General features: G+C 53.2%; 12 protein-coding genes. 7 read left to right on the top strand and 5 right to left on the bottom strand.

All coding sequences use genetic code 11. The features are described from left to right. Positions 1 to 222: 222 nt before the first annotated feature. On the top strand, positions 223 to 2,022 hold the full coding sequence (locus JMI88_RS26665; protein ID WP_201365003.1) for a hypothetical protein: 1,800 nt from the start codon (positions 223 to 225) through the stop codon (positions 2,020 to 2,022). Here JMI88_RS26665 and JMI88_RS26660 read toward each other — a convergent pair. Both JMI88_RS26660 and JMI88_RS26655 read right to left on the bottom strand, forming a co-directional pair. Next, positions 1,940 to 2,947 carry a tetratricopeptide repeat protein gene (locus tag JMI88_RS26660; protein WP_201365002.1) on the bottom strand — a complete coding sequence of 336 codons (1,008 nt, stop codon included), beginning with the start codon at positions 2,945 to 2,947 and terminating at the stop codon, positions 1,940 to 1,942. The genes JMI88_RS26665 and JMI88_RS26660 overlap by 83 nt on opposite strands. A gap of 97 nt (positions 2,948 to 3,044) precedes the next feature. After that, complete coding sequence (locus JMI88_RS26655; protein WP_201365001.1) at positions 3,045 to 3,665, bottom strand: LysE family translocator; 621 nt, start codon at positions 3,663 to 3,665, stop codon at positions 3,045 to 3,047. A gap of 957 nt (positions 3,666 to 4,622) precedes the next feature. On the opposite strand from JMI88_RS26655, the gene JMI88_RS26650 reads away from it, so the two are divergent. Beyond that, a complete protein-coding gene (locus JMI88_RS26650; RefSeq protein WP_201365000.1) occupies positions 4,623 to 6,470 on the top strand; it encodes a S9 family peptidase in 1,848 nt (615 codons plus the stop codon). A gap of 46 nt (positions 6,471 to 6,516) precedes the next feature. Here JMI88_RS26650 and JMI88_RS40890 read toward each other — a convergent pair whose 3' ends face one another. Together JMI88_RS40890 and JMI88_RS26645 are read right to left on the bottom strand one after the other, a co-directional pair. Beyond that, positions 6,517 to 6,627 carry a rhodanese-like domain-containing protein gene (locus tag JMI88_RS40890; RefSeq protein ID WP_373323982.1) on the bottom strand — a complete coding sequence of 37 codons (111 nt, stop codon included), beginning with the start codon at positions 6,625 to 6,627 and terminating at the stop codon, positions 6,517 to 6,519. Positions 6,628 to 6,651: 24 nt separating this feature from the next. Beyond that, positions 6,652 to 8,376: a cation:proton antiporter domain-containing protein gene (locus JMI88_RS26645; RefSeq protein ID WP_201364999.1), complete on the bottom strand. Its 1,725-nt coding sequence runs from the start codon at positions 8,374 to 8,376 to the stop codon at positions 6,652 to 6,654. Positions 8,377 to 8,491: 115 nt separating this feature from the next. On the opposite strand from JMI88_RS26645, the gene JMI88_RS26640 reads away from it, so the two are divergent. After that, positions 8,492 to 8,920, top strand: a complete 429-nt coding sequence (locus JMI88_RS26640) for a hypothetical protein (protein ID WP_201364998.1) — start codon at positions 8,492 to 8,494, stop codon at positions 8,918 to 8,920. Positions 8,921 to 9,012: 92 nt separating this feature from the next. Continuing rightward, positions 9,013 to 9,819 (top strand): serine hydrolase domain-containing protein, encoded by an 807-nt coding sequence (locus JMI88_RS26635; RefSeq protein ID WP_201364997.1) that lies wholly within the window; start codon positions 9,013 to 9,015, stop codon positions 9,817 to 9,819. Positions 9,820 to 9,846: 27 nt separating this feature from the next. Here JMI88_RS26635 and JMI88_RS26630 read toward each other — a convergent pair whose 3' ends face one another. After that, complete coding sequence (locus JMI88_RS26630; protein WP_201364996.1) at positions 9,847 to 10,338, bottom strand: hypothetical protein; 492 nt, start codon at positions 10,336 to 10,338, stop codon at positions 9,847 to 9,849. Positions 10,339 to 10,485: 147 nt separating this feature from the next. Between JMI88_RS26630 and JMI88_RS26625 the strand changes: the two genes are divergently transcribed. The 3 genes from JMI88_RS26625 (at position 10,486) to JMI88_RS26615 (ending at position 13,752) form a co-directional block, all read left to right on the top strand. Further along, complete coding sequence (locus JMI88_RS26625) at positions 10,486 to 11,100, top strand: TetR/AcrR family transcriptional regulator (RefSeq protein WP_201364995.1); 615 nt, start codon at positions 10,486 to 10,488, stop codon at positions 11,098 to 11,100. A 21-nt stretch (positions 11,101 to 11,121) separates the two neighbouring features. Further along, a complete protein-coding gene (locus JMI88_RS26620) occupies positions 11,122 to 12,363 on the top strand; it encodes an amino acid deaminase/aldolase (RefSeq protein ID WP_201364994.1) in 1,242 nt (413 codons plus the stop codon). Positions 12,364 to 12,426: 63 nt separating this feature from the next. Further along, entirely contained in the window at positions 12,427 to 13,752 is a 1,326-nt protein-coding gene (locus JMI88_RS26615; protein WP_201364993.1) for a D-arabinono-1,4-lactone oxidase, read from the top strand. Positions 13,753 to 13,758: the final 6 nt, after the last annotated feature.

The raw sequence follows: 13,758 nt of genomic DNA, 5'->3' as shown, positions 1-13,758 counted from the left end.
CTAATCCTTCCATTACTATCCCATCCTATGCTTTAATCCGTCCATTCTTCCTTTTATTCTGTCAGCCTTTTCTTACCATATTTATTCCTGTGCGTCCTATAATATATTTTATAGCCTCGTTGCTATTTTTATGATAGATTGATCCATTTTCAAATTAAACTTATATAGCAATGTATTTTGTCTATGTACCCCTTAATCTCATTACTCAAAAAGGCAGATGCAATGGCAAAGATTTTTTTTGGGAAATATAAATTTGAGATGTGCGCTGGCTTACTGATTGCCTGCGCCGCTGCACTGCGCATCTTGCTCGCTTACAACGATTGGCCACAACTTAATGCGGATGAAGGTGTTATGGGTATTATGGCTCGGCATATTCAATCGGGTCAACATCCCATCTTTTTCTATGGACAAAATTATATGGGAGCGCTAGAGGCCTACCTTGGTGCTGGCCTTTTTCCTTACTTTGGGAGTTCCTCCTTCTCTCTCCGTCTGGGTCTGGTACTGTTATTCACTTTATTTCTGGTGTGCCTCTATATTTTAACCGCTCGCCTGTATACAAAGCGCTTTGCCCTCTTCGTTCTTCTTCTTCTGAGCCTGGGCACTAATGCGGTATTCTCGCGGCAGTTGAATGCTATTGGAGGATACATAGAGATTTTACTGTGCGGGACGCTCTCTTTTCTCCTTGCGTTATTGCTCTCTCTTTCTACTGCCAGCCCGACCTCATCTCCTATATGGAGAAGAATTGGCTACACTGTCTGGGGAATCGTCGTTGGAGTCGGCATATGGAGCGATTTGCTGATTCTACCAGCAATCATGTGTTCTGCCCTGGTTCTTATTTGCTTCTGCTGGGAAGATTTAAAGAGAGGAAATTTTTTCCTTGTTCTGCTGGGACTCATCATCGGAACGTTTCCGCTTATTATCTATAACGTGACTGCTATACCTGGTCAAGATTCCTGGTCTGTTCTGGTAAGCATGCAGGGAGCGCCTGCCTTATCGATAGATACCATCATTCAACAAATAAGTAGAACAGTGCTTTATAGCCTGCCAGCCATTACTGGCAATCCCTTATGCCATACAGATGACTTGCCGGGCTTGAACACATTGGGCTTTGAGCCCGTGCAGCCGATGAGTCTCACCTGTATCGCCATTAAATCGGGATGGTCATGCATATACCTGGTTTTATTGCTGTATGTATTCATACGCCAGGGAATACAGGTATGGAAGCATTTTTCCACCTGGCATAAAAATTCCAGGGATGAAATGATCTCAAGTTCGTTCATCCGATCTTGCACAGCGCTTGCTATAGCGCTACAGGCTACTTTAACGTTGTATTCATTTACTCGTAGCCATGCTCCTCTCGATGGAGCCTCGATTTACGCGCGCTACTTGATCTGTCTCTGGATAGCGACCCCTGTTCTGCTCTGGCCTTCATGGAAATTTGCGCGTAAAAGCTTTGTCTCACGTAAAATACAAAGTATTCGTTCTCTATTGGTCATCGGGTTGATAATGATTATGATATTTAGCCTTAGCTATGGCACTTATGAGACGCTGTCCGAGGTGCCACAAGCACAGGCCTCCCACCAACGAGAAGAAATGCTTATCGCCTCTCTATCCCGGCATCATATTACCCATGTCTACACCGATTATTGGACATGCTATCGCCTGGCATTTCAGAGTGCTGAGCGCGTCACATGTGGGGTGGTCAGGAATGACTGTTCGTTCCAGCCAGATAGACACAATAGATATCAGCCTTATTATGATATGACCCGACAAGATCCACAGGCCGCTTATCTATTACGCTCGGATATACCATGTGCCCCCGGGCTCAAGCGACGAGGATTTTGCCGCAACTTTTCTATCGGCGCGTATGCAGTTTACAATCCAAGACCGACGTGTTTACGGCCGCCGCTCGCTTTTGATTCTGCTCAGCTATTGATCTCTATTGCTCCTGTTCTTGTGCACTCAACTGGCTATCGGTGTTCTCGGCAAGTTGTTGCAGGGCGTCACCAGCACGCTGGATAGCATAACCAAGTCCGATCGTTTGCGCTAATGCATGGGCCTGCTCATAATAATCACGGGCTAGCTTTGTATCGCCGCGCGCCTGGCAAATGCTCCCGTTACTGAACAAAGCGAAGATATGAGCCCTCTTTATGTCCATGCTCTGCGCCAGTTCAAGGGCTTTCCGGGCATGCTCGCTGGCACGGTCCAACTCTTTTTGCTCAAGATACACATCAGCCAGGGCCACATGGGCAAAGGGAATGTATACCTGCATCTCGGACTGCTCCGCCATGCGCAAAGCCCTCCTGAAATATTGCTGGGCCTCGGCCGGCCTGCCCTGCCTTTGCGCCTGAAATCCCAGGTGGCGTAACGCCTCTGCGGCTTCCCTTGGATGATTATGCTGCCGGGCCAGCTGGAGCGCCTGCGTGTAGTAACGATGAGCCTGCTCTGGCTGATCAATGATATCCTCAATCAGGCCAAGATGGAAGAGGCTTTCGCTGCAACCACGTTGATCTTGCAAGGCCTGCCGCCGCTCCAGGGCCTCTTGAAAATAGCCTTGCAGCAGCGAGGGATCACCCTCGCGCCGGTTAGAGGCCGCCGTGTATCCGGCGAAGCCAATGCTATCCACAGCATCGGCGATGAGCTGCGGATCATCCAGCTGTTTCGCTAGCTGCTGGACCTGCTGCAGTACGGCAATCGCTTCGTCTTCGGGCGCATTCTCAAATTGTGTTTTGAGGGTCAATGTGCGCCCATACTGCAGGAGAAACCGTGCCTGAGCATGCGTGGTCACTTCTGGCATTGAGAGTAGCAACCTGCCAACCTGCAAGATTTGCAGGGCCTGCTCCAGGCGACCGGACAGAAAGTAAGAGGTTGCGATACCCTCCATCGTCTCCAGCACCGTATCAAACTGCGAGGACAAAGCTCCCTGTAACTGATTTTGTTGCATCATTACCATTCCTTTTTTTCAGCGCTTCTAAAATAGAGTATAGCAGATGATGATGCCTGCCATGCGCCATTTCAGATACCATGAACTGGTTCACCCATCCCTATCGGGTGAGTCCAATCAGGGCGATCACGCCAAAGATGGTAATTACCAGGCCCGAGATGCGATTGATCCAGAGCATCCACTGCGCGTTGAAGCGTCCGCGTACCAGGCTAATGCCGCCGGTTAATAGCAGCCACCAGAGAGCCGAGCCAAGGAAGACGCCAGAGACGACGAGCAAGGCGCTCATAAAATTACTATCCCCGCTACCAACCCCCAGACCGGCAAAGATAGCGGCGAAGGATAAGATGGTCAGCGGATTGGTCAGTGTCAGCAAGAAGGTTGAGAGGTAGGCGCCCGGCCAGCTGCTGGCACTGGCGACACTGGCCGCTCGTTTCGCTGGCCTGGTAAACAGCGTTTTGAGTCCCAGGTAGATAAGGAACAGGCCCCCAACAAGGCGCACCCACCCCTGCTGATGTACCAGGAAACTGGCAATCGCTGTCAGCCCAAAACCTGCTATACACCCATACAAGCCATCGGCGGTGGCCACGCCTAGCCCCGAGATAAGTCCATAGAGAAAGCCTTTGTGCAGTGTGCGCTGAATACACAGTACGCTCATAGGTCCAACCACGGCAGCAACGGATAGGCCGATCAGCAATCCACGGAACAGAAAACTGATATCCATCTTTTCTCCTTATAAAAACCGACCCGCATACACGCAAAAAAGCCACCAGACCTGCGTGGGAGGTCTGGTGGCTTCTCTGTATCTGCTTCTTTTTTAAAGATCAGGAAGTGAAGAGCATGCTCAGCGAACCATACCTCCGGCGGAGTTGGTTTACTTGCCGCTGTTGAGCTACTGTCAGGCGTATACTATTGTAGCGATAATGTTCCGATCGACTCATGCTTTTTCTTCCATCTGTTCCATCCAACATTCAAAAGCTGGACGAGCTAGCAAAAGTGTAACATACCTGCTCCATCTCGTGCAAGCCAAACACCCTCGGGACAGGGCTATTTAAAAGTCGCGCTCAGCGGGGTCAAGTGGCGGCAGTCCCTTGCGGGGTGCGGGCGAGCATGCCGGGGGCATGATCAAGTCCCCGCTCACACCTTCCCTCCTCGCCGCCGCCGAAGGCGGCAAAAAAAGACTTTTAAATGGCCCTGGGCTAAGTTTCACGAAGCTTGACAAATACATTCAAATACGAGTATTCTTTATTTAGAGCGATAAGGTGGCCTATCTCGCTTATACGTTTTTTTTGCGAAAAGGATGTTTTAAAAGTATGGCTGTGGAAATATTCCTGTTTCACACGCACTACTGTGGCACGCACATTTCTCTGTGCCGGTAGCCCAGGGCCGTACTATGTCCTTTTTTAGCTCCAGAAGTATCTACGCGCTAAATACCACCACATTGTAGCAGGCCCTGGGCGATAACCATGTATTGCTCATGATCTTTTTTGTGTTCTCAAAACCAGAGAACAAGGCAGGAAGATTGTGAGGCGTGCATGCCGTACCGGTCACGTCTATGGGGATCTTCGTCTGCCGGGCCACTTATGCTGCTGCTTGCTCTTCTCCTCAGGTGTTTCTGGTACACGCTGCGCGCCGCATGTTTTCCCTGACTTCTAAACAAGCAGAAGAGGAGAAACTGTTCATGTTACAACCCTTATCCACCGATCCACAGGCGACCTGGAAGCGGCGTTTTCGTGTTCCTATGCTGGCCTGGTCTCAGATAGCGTACCATGCACCCGAGCGGGGTCTGCTATTGAGCGATCTGTCAGGAAGCTATCAACTTCATGCCTGGGATGTACCAACCGGCAAGCTAAGGCAGGTCAGCAATGAGCCAAAGGGAGCGTTTATTGGCCGTCTCTCGGGAGATGGGCGCTTCATCTATTATCTGCATGATGACGATGGCGATGAGGTCGGACATTTTGTCCGCGTTCCTTTTGAGGGAGGCGAACCACAGTTGCTCACTCCCTATCTCCCTCCCTACTTCGCCGATCCCTTCCTGAATCCTACGGGTACAATGCTTGGGTTTCTGGTAGGGGAGCGCGAGGGAGTAAATCTCTACATCGTGCCGCTCGGGCCTGATGATAGCGTCGGTCCTGCACAGCTCGCTTTTCATAATCCGGTGCCGAACCTGCTTGGTAGAAAGCTGGTGGCTCTTTCCAGTGCTGATACGACGGCGGTCATGATCTCAAACCCACACAGTCCTTCCGCTTATGAGCGCTTGCTGGCTATTGATCTTGCGACCGGAGTCTGCGTTGATACATTACAAGAAGAGCAAGGTGGCTATGTCTCACCAGGGGATTACTCGCCTTTAGTGGGTGATGAACGGCTGTGGGCCACCCTTCATCGTGGTGATATACAACAGCATCTTATCTGGAATCCGCGCACTGGCGAACGTATCCTGCTTGCTCTAGATGCACGAGAGAAAAATTTCATCCCTTGCTCCTGGTCACCCGATGGCCAATGTTTGCTCCTGAAGCAGGATCACCAGGATGGGGCACGCTTTGCCATCTATACACTGGCTGACCACAGCATGCAAATACTGAGTGACCTGCCCGGCACATATTGGAGCAGCTACTATGGCAACTCGCGCGAAATATATACACATTGGGGCATGGTCAAAGATGGTACTGTCCTTGGCCCTGAAATTGTTGCTCTGGATACTGACACCAGCGAGCAGCGACGCACGCTGGTAGCCCTTGAACCAGCTCCAACTGGACGCCCCTGGCAATCAGTCACGTTTCCTTCTTCAGACGGCCAGGAAATACAGGCGTGGCTCATCATTCCTGAAGGCAAAGGACCATATCCAACGATAGTGGACCTCCACGGCGGCCCAAATACACAACGCACGGTCGATCCGGCCCCTGATCTTCAAATGTGGGTTGATCATGGTTTTGCAGTATGTAGCGTCAACTATCGTGGCTCAACTGGCTTCGGCCAGGCTTTTCAGGACCAGATCCTGGGCAATCCTGGTCACTGGGAGGTGGAAGATATTGTGGCATGTCACCACTGGCTGGTCAATACAGGAATTGCCGACCCCGAAACCATCCTGCTAACTGGCTGGTCTTATGGCGGCTACCTGACACTGCTCACACTGGGCAAATATCCCGAGCTATGGGCCGCAGGCATGGCGGGCATCGCCATTGCCGATTGGGCCCTGCTCTATGAGGATACCCATGAAGCATTAAAACCCACCCGGCAGTTGGGAGGAACGCCCGAGGAGCGGCCAGAGCAGTATCGCGTCAGCTCGCCCATTACCTACGCTGAACAGGTGCAGGCACCTGTACTGATCATCCAGGGTCGCAACGATTATGGCTGCCCACCACGCCAGATGGAGCAGTATGTGGCTCGCCTGCAATTGCTCGGCAAGCAGATTGAAATCGACTGGTTTGACTCCGGGCATGGATCGCTGGTCGTTGAGGAAAAGATCGCTCTGTATGAACGGATGCTAACCTTTGCCTACGCTGCTCTTGCTATCAATCGCACCCTCTAAAAGTCAAGGCGTACGATCCGTTGTGTTGATCGTACGCCTTGATTGGCTATTCAGATGGCTTCGGTTCGATTGGCAATCCGGCGGCCTTCCAGGCGTCCCAGCCACCGGTGAGGGCATAGGCGCGCGGCCATCCAGCTCGTCTCAGTTCTTGCGCCACACGGGCGCTTGTCTCCTCGTTCCGTCAGGTGCAGTAGCCGATGAGCCAGCCGTCGCGCGGCAGTCCCAGTTCCGTTGCGTGGGCCACCGCTCTCTCAGGCGAGAGGCGGATGGCGCCTTTAGCCTGCTCGGAGCTTGCCCCATAGGGACGGAGCTTGCGCACATCCAGGATAATGACCGGATCTTTCCTGCGCCAGAGATCGCGCAGCTCATCAACCGAGATGCGAATCGAGGATAGCGGCCGGCCCTCTTTCACCGGCTCCGCCACCTCCGTTCGGACACTAGCAGTGCCGTCCTGCTGCTCCTCTGCAGGTTTGGGTGGGGACAGAACAGGAACCGCGACAGGCAGCCGGCGCGGACGCTCCTTCGCGGGTTCGTCTCCTAGCCTGTGTTCACCTTCAAACGCGCACGCACTCGCTGGTTCGTTACCCGGTCCTTTTTCGTGCGGAAGAGACGAGCTGCGACGCTTCTTACGAGCCAGCAGGAACATGGGCGCGCTTCCATGCACGATGACGGAAAGGATCACGACCAGAGAACAGATCGGAAACAGTGCCTGCGCACCTGGCAGGCCCGCAAAGACAGGCAGAAGTATCAGCAGCAGGGAGCTGAGCCCTCGTGGCCCAAACCAGGAAATCAGCAGACGATCACGCAGCGAAAGCTTCACGCGTACCAGGGAGATCAGGAAAGCGACCGGGCGCACCAGCAACGCGAGCAGGGCAAACAGAATCACCATGCCGCTGATCTGCGTCAGGCCGCTCCAGATCAGTGAACTGCCGAAGAGCACGAAGGTAAAGAGCAGGGTCATTTCTGCCGTTGTCTCACCGTACTCCAGGAAACAATCGCAGAGCTCGACATCGAGTAGCGAGATGGTCAGGCCAGCAGCGAAGGCTGCCAGGAAGCCGCTACCATGCACAGCTTCCGCGGCCGCGTAGGCGGCAAAGGCGATACCCAGCGAGTAGATCGACTCGTAGTCTCGTCGAATACTGACACGCTTGCGGATCAGATCAAGTGTGGCCACACCAACGACCCCCACCAGGACGCCAGCGCCTGGTCCCAGGATCAGGAGGTCGAGCGCCAGCCTTGCCCAGTCGGCCGGGGTAGTGGAGGCATGGGGAGATAAGAAGACCATAGCCACCAGCACGATTGGCAGCAGTACAATGTCGTTCAGGCCGCTCTCCAGGCGCAACACCAGGCGCGCGGTTGAAGGGACCTCCTCGCGGCGCAGTAGACCACGCAGCAATACCGGATCAGTAGAGGCCAGCGCGGCTCCCACCAGTGCCGCGGCCGCGGGCGCCAGCCCGAGCAACCCCCATCCCGCAACACCAATCAGGAAAGCCGAGAGCAACGTGCCTGGCCCAAGCACAAGAAGAACCAGCAATCCGGCTTTCCTGATCTCAGAAAAATCCAATGCGATGGCATCGGTAAATAAGACCAGCGCCAGGCTCAGGGTTGATACGATATGTAGGATAGGTGAGTCCAGCGTAATATGCAGCATGTTCAGCCCAACAGGACCCAGTGCCGCGCCCAGAGCCAGAAAGGCCGCCACCTGGGGGAAACCACTCTTCTCAATTACGCCAGAGAGAAGGGAAGCGATAATAATGACCACGCCTACCAGGGCCAGTATACTTACCAGAGAGTCAGCGCTCATTTCACTCATCAGCAGCTCCCAGTCAAGAATCACAAAGTTCAGTCCATCACCATGAAGGATATCTGGAGCATCAAAAATTGCACGTGGAAATACATGAGTCACAGAGCGATCACACTATTTAGCGTCTGCTCGTTCTTTTTATTGTATGCACAACACCACATTCAAGTAAATACTCGCTGCCATCAAGCAGCACCAGAAGTCGAAGAAAGGTTCTTTGATGGATAAAACAATTGAACAGGTCAAAAATATTCTCCACACTGCCCAGCGCTGGAATGCTGGACTCCAGTGGGATGACTTCCTGCTGGCAATCGAATTTCATCAGGATGGTACCGGCCAAATGATGTATGGTGAATGTCAGGGGATGCGCAGCCTTATCGATTTTCGTTATGAAATCTCTGTTGATATGCAGCTCCGTTTCGAATTCTTTGACACCACCGCTGATTACCTGGGGCAACCTTTTGAAAGGACAGAGCAAAACGCCTTCAAAACGGTCGCCTTCCAGCTCCTGGATGGCCCCTTCACCATCGATGAGCCCTTCGACCAGCAACACACCTACCAACACCTCCTGCGCTTCGCCACCGATCCCTTCCCAGATGGCTACGGGATATGGGATGGTGAGGTCGATTTGCTTGACTACTATGGCTAGTGCAATTACACCAAAAGAAGTATAATTTTGCACTAAGCGGTTACCCTCTGTCCCTGCACGAAAAAGGGAAATGTGAGGGGATCGCCGTTTGTTTGAGCATAGCAATGGGGATGAGCTATGAACAATTTATTCAGCAATACATCTTCCAGCCGCTGGACATGAACCATTCCTACTATATGCATAATGAGACGATTATTCCGCGACGAGCCAGCGGATATGCGAAAACACAGCAGGGATATCGGCAGGCCGAGTATCTCAATATGATGATTCCCTATGCGGCGGGCTCACTCGGTTCAACGGTAGAGGATTTGATACGCTGGGATGCCGCTCTACGTGAAGAACGCCTGCTCGATGCAGCCGCGCAAGAATTGATGTATACACCGGTCCAATTGAATGATGGTCGGACAGAGCCATATGGCTTCGGCCTGCGTATCACCGAATATAAAGGTCATCGTCTCATCGGACATGGAGGAGGCATTCATGGCTTCCATACACTCCTGGCGCGTTTTGTCGACGATCAGGCGATGATCGCTGTGCTGGCAAATGCTCCAGAGATTGCTGTCGAAAAAATTACCCGCAAGATAGCACGTCACCTCTTTGACATCCCTGCGGTAACACATACCCCTGTGACACCAGGTACAGCACTGCTCGACAAAGCGGCAGGAACATATATAACCGAAGATGGCCGCTCAGTAGAGATAGGACGCGATGAGGACCGACTGACACTACGAGGTGTCATCGAAGATAGCTTGCAGCCAATCAGCGAGACAGCGTACTACGCAAGCCAGGATGATGAGATCGAGGTTCATTTTGCCAATGAGCAGGATGGAGTCTTCAACGCGCTCACATTGCTTATACCGATCTACCGTTCATTCAACGCCACCAGGAAACAGGGTTAAGCCGAGAATTATCGCAAAGCCTGTCCGCTACGGGGGCGGGCTTTGCCAGCATACAATAACAAGGTATTCTCCTTTTGTCGGGCCGCCCTCATGGAGCCAGCGCAGAATGGTCGTCGCGCTTGAAAGCTCCACCCATTGCGATGTGCCATATGGATCTTCTCCAATCGCAAACAGGCTGGCCTGCTGCCAGGATACTTTCCGCTTCCAAAAACCTTTCTGCACCTGTAGATCATACTCAGTAGCAGTAATGGCTACAGAATCAATCAATACAGTGATACCCAACGTCATGACTACAATTAATATCGCAAATACAAATATGCCTATAAAAATTAACAGGAGAGTGGTAATAACTGTTGAGTCAAATGGCTGATGAACATATAACGTGATGCCAATCAAAATTAAAATCAGAAGTATACATGTATACAGGCAGACCATACTCACTTTTATTAAGAAGCCAGTTGATTTGGACCGTTTTTCAATGCTAATTCTATAGCCATTACATATCATTCTATATTTCATCAATAAGGCTCTTTTCGCCATTTTAATAGGCTAAAGAGAAAAAGTAAAGCATTCGTTTCAAGTGTCACTTTCCCTTGACTTATCCCGTTTTACTGGTTACCATTTATTCAATCGATTGAATAATTTTTGAGAGAGAAAGGGATCAGCGTGGTCAAGTTAGAGCCGGTCAGCGCGCGACGGGCGGGGATTATTGAGGCGGCACTGCGGGTACTGGAGCGCGATGGGATCGCTGAGACCACGACGCGTAAGATAGCTAGCGAGGCGCAGGTCAATCAGGCGATGCTGCGCTACTATTTCGGTAGTAAGGATGAGCTGCTGTTTGCAGTGCTGCAGACGTTGATGCAGCAAACAGCCGAGATCGCGGGGATGGTGGAGCAGGATGGTCGGACGCTGCCGGAGATGATCGCGCATAGCTTGCAGGCGTTCTGGGCCTATGTTGAGTCGCACCCAGTGCAGCAGGTCATTCAGTATGAGTTGACGCTTTACGCCTTGCGCCATCCTGAGTCGGCGTGGCTGGCCCGGCAACAGTACGATGGCTATTGCACGGTCGTTGAGACGTTATTTGAGACGGCTATACAAGCCACGGGCCAGACCTGCTCTATCTCCTCAGCCGAGTTGGCACGCTTTGTGGTCGCCGGCATCGATGGCTTGATCCTGCAATTTATTAGCGATCGCGATACGACCAGGGCTCGACGCGACCTGGCACACTTGATTACGTCGGTCACCTTATTGGCGCTACATCCAACCGGGCAACCATCATAGTAGATAAAGGAGCCACGCCATATGAACATATCTACCGATCCCCCCGCGCGCTCTCCTTCGCAGACGCAGGAGCCACGTGACTATCAATACTATAAGAAAGCTCTGGCGGGGCGCACGTTTCCGCTGGCCTATCTGGATCTGGACCTGTTGGAGCAGAATATTCGTGCTGTGGCGGCTCGGGCTGGCGGGAAGCGTATCCGCGTGGCCTCAAAATCGGTGCGTAGCGTGGCGGCGCTCAAACGTATCCTGGCAGCCGACCCCTGTTTTCAGGGCATCATGTGCTTTACGGCCCGGGAAGCGGTCTACCTGGCATCCCAGGGCTTTGATGATCTGTTGCTGGGCTATCCCACCTGGCACGAGCAGGATATCTCGGCGGTAGCCGAGGAGATCAAGCAAGGGACGCGGATTACGTTGATGATCGATAGCGTGGAGCATATCACCCGGATTGAGATGGTAGCCAGCCGCCACGAGGTTACGATCCCGGTCTGCCTGGACCTGGATATGGCCTTGCATCTGCCCAAGCTCCACGTTGGAGTCTGGCGCAGTCCCCTGTGCACGCCGGATCAGATGCAGCCGGTGCTGGATAGCATTGCGGCTGCTCCCCATGTGCTGCTGGATGGGATTATGGGCTATGAGGCTCAGGTGGCGGGAGTGGGCGATAATTATCCCAAAAGTGCGGCCAAAAATGCCGTGGTCCGCTACTTGAAGCAGCGCTCGATCCGCGAGGCGGCCGCGCGCCGGGCCGCCGCCTTTGATTTGATCCAGAGCTATATCCTTCCCCCGCTACGCTTTGTGAATGGTGGGGGCACCGGCAGCATCCATACCACCCGCGCCGAGGCCGCTGTGACCGAGATCACGGTCGGCTCCGGCTTCTATGCGCCCTCCCTGTTCGATAATTATCGCGACTTCCGCTATCAGCCGGCGGCCGGCTTTGCGCTTGAAATTGTGCGCCGGGCGACGCCCACGATCTATACCTGCCTGGGTGGCGGCTATATCGCCTCGGGTGCCGTGGGTCGCGATAAATTACCACAACCGTATCTGCCCACCGGAGCACGCCTGGAGCCGCTGGAAGGCGCTGGCGAGGTCCAGACTCCCATTCATTATGCCGGATCAGAAGTCCTCAAACCGGGTGATCCGATCCTGCTACGCCATAGTAAAGCCGGCGAACTGTGCGAGCGCTTTAACTCCCTGTTGCTCATCTCTAATGGCGCGGTCATAGACGAAATCACGACCTATCGCGGCGACGGACAATGCTTCCTATAACATCGATTAAACCGTATCTATCACGATGTGCTCATTCTTTTTATTTTATGCGAGGAGAAGTCAATGGCGACAGAACAGACACAACACTGGCACAACTGGTCCGGCTCTGTCCGTTCCAGCCTCCGACAACTGGTGAAACCGTCCAGCATCGCTGAGCTGGCTCACTTGCTCAGCTACTATAACCGCATGGGGCGCCACGTTCGGGCGGTGGGAGATGGCCACTCGTTTACTCCACTGGTCGAGACCGATGATATTTTGCTCTCGCTGGATAACCTGCAGGGCGTTGAGAAGGTCGATGCGGAGCATGGCACTGCCACAGTGCTGGGAGGGACGCGCCTGAAGTTGCTGGGCGAGGCTTTGCTGGCCCAGGGCGTGGCCCAGGCGAATCTGGGCGATATCGATATGCAGAGTATCGCGGGCGCCATCAGTACCGGCACGCATGGTACGGGTATCTGCTTTGGCAATCTAGCCACGCAGGTCGAGGCCCTGACGCTGGTGACCGCCAGCGGCGAGATCCTGGAGTGTTCAGCCCACCAAAATCCAGAGATCTTTAAGGCCGCCCAGATCTCGCTGGGATTGCTGGGCGTGATCGTCAGAATTAAGCTGCGAGTGGTACCAGCCAAGCGCCTCCGGTTCAAGAGCCATCGTGAACGACTCGCTACGTGCCTGGAGCATCTTGAAGACTATAAGAATAACAATAACCATTTCGAGTTCTTCTGGATGCCGCATACGGAGTGGGTGCAGGCAAAGTTTTTGAATGAGACGCAGGCTGCAGTCACCGGTAACAATCTGTGGGGGCGCTTCAATAAGGTGGTGCTGGAAAATGGTCTGTACTGGCTGCTCTCTGAGGGGTGCCGCCTGCTGCCGTCTTTGACACCTACGATTAGCAAGGTGTCGGCCCAGGGCATTGCTACGGTGGATGAGGTGGATTACAGCCACCGGCTCTATGCCACGCCGCGTGCGGTGCGCTTTCAGGAGATGGAGTATAACATTCCGGCTGAGCATTTCCAGACGGTGCTGCAAGAGATCAAGCAGAGTATCGAGACCCACCATATCAGGGTGCATTTTCCAGTAGAGTGCCGCTTTGTTCAGGCCGATGATATCTGGCTGAGTCCGGCCTACCAGCGCACATCCGCATATGTGGCGGTGCATATGTATAAAGGAATGCCCTATCGCGAGTATTTTCAGCAGATCGAGGCGATCTTTAAGCGCTATCAGGGACGGCCCCACTGGGGTAAGCTTCATACGCAGGATGCAAACAGCCTGGCGCAACTCTATCCCCACTGGCATGATTTCCAGCGTGTACGGGCCTCACTTGATCCACAGGGCACCTTCCTCAATGCCTATTTACGCAGTCTGTTCGCGGCCAGCATACCAGCATCGCTTTGATTGTCC

It is taken from the genome of Dictyobacter formicarum (assembly GCF_016587435.1).
This window is presented reverse-complemented; position numbering and strand designations above follow the sequence as displayed.

What these genes read in the sequence shown, in the direction of transcription:
- JMI88_RS26665 (WP_201365003.1), top strand. Translation starts at nt 223, where the DNA reads ATGGCAAAGATTTTTTTTGGGAAATATAAATTTGAGATGTGCGCTGGC.
- JMI88_RS26660 (WP_201365002.1), bottom strand. Translation starts at nt 2,947, where the DNA reads ATGATGCAACAAAATCAGTTACAGGGAGCTTTGTCCTCGCAGTTTGAT.
- JMI88_RS26655 (WP_201365001.1), bottom strand. Translation starts at nt 3,665, where the DNA reads ATGGATATCAGTTTTCTGTTCCGTGGATTGCTGATCGGCCTATCCGTT.
- JMI88_RS26650 (WP_201365000.1), top strand. Translation starts at nt 4,623, where the DNA reads ATGTTACAACCCTTATCCACCGATCCACAGGCGACCTGGAAGCGGCGT.
- JMI88_RS26640 (WP_201364998.1), top strand. Translation starts at nt 8,492, where the DNA reads ATGGATAAAACAATTGAACAGGTCAAAAATATTCTCCACACTGCCCAG.
- JMI88_RS26630 (WP_201364996.1), bottom strand. Translation starts at nt 10,338, where the DNA reads ATGAAATATAGAATGATATGTAATGGCTATAGAATTAGCATTGAAAAA.
- JMI88_RS26620 (WP_201364994.1), top strand. Translation starts at nt 11,122, where the DNA reads ATGAACATATCTACCGATCCCCCCGCGCGCTCTCCTTCGCAGACGCAG.
- JMI88_RS26615 (WP_201364993.1), top strand. Translation starts at nt 12,427, where the DNA reads ATGGCGACAGAACAGACACAACACTGGCACAACTGGTCCGGCTCTGTC.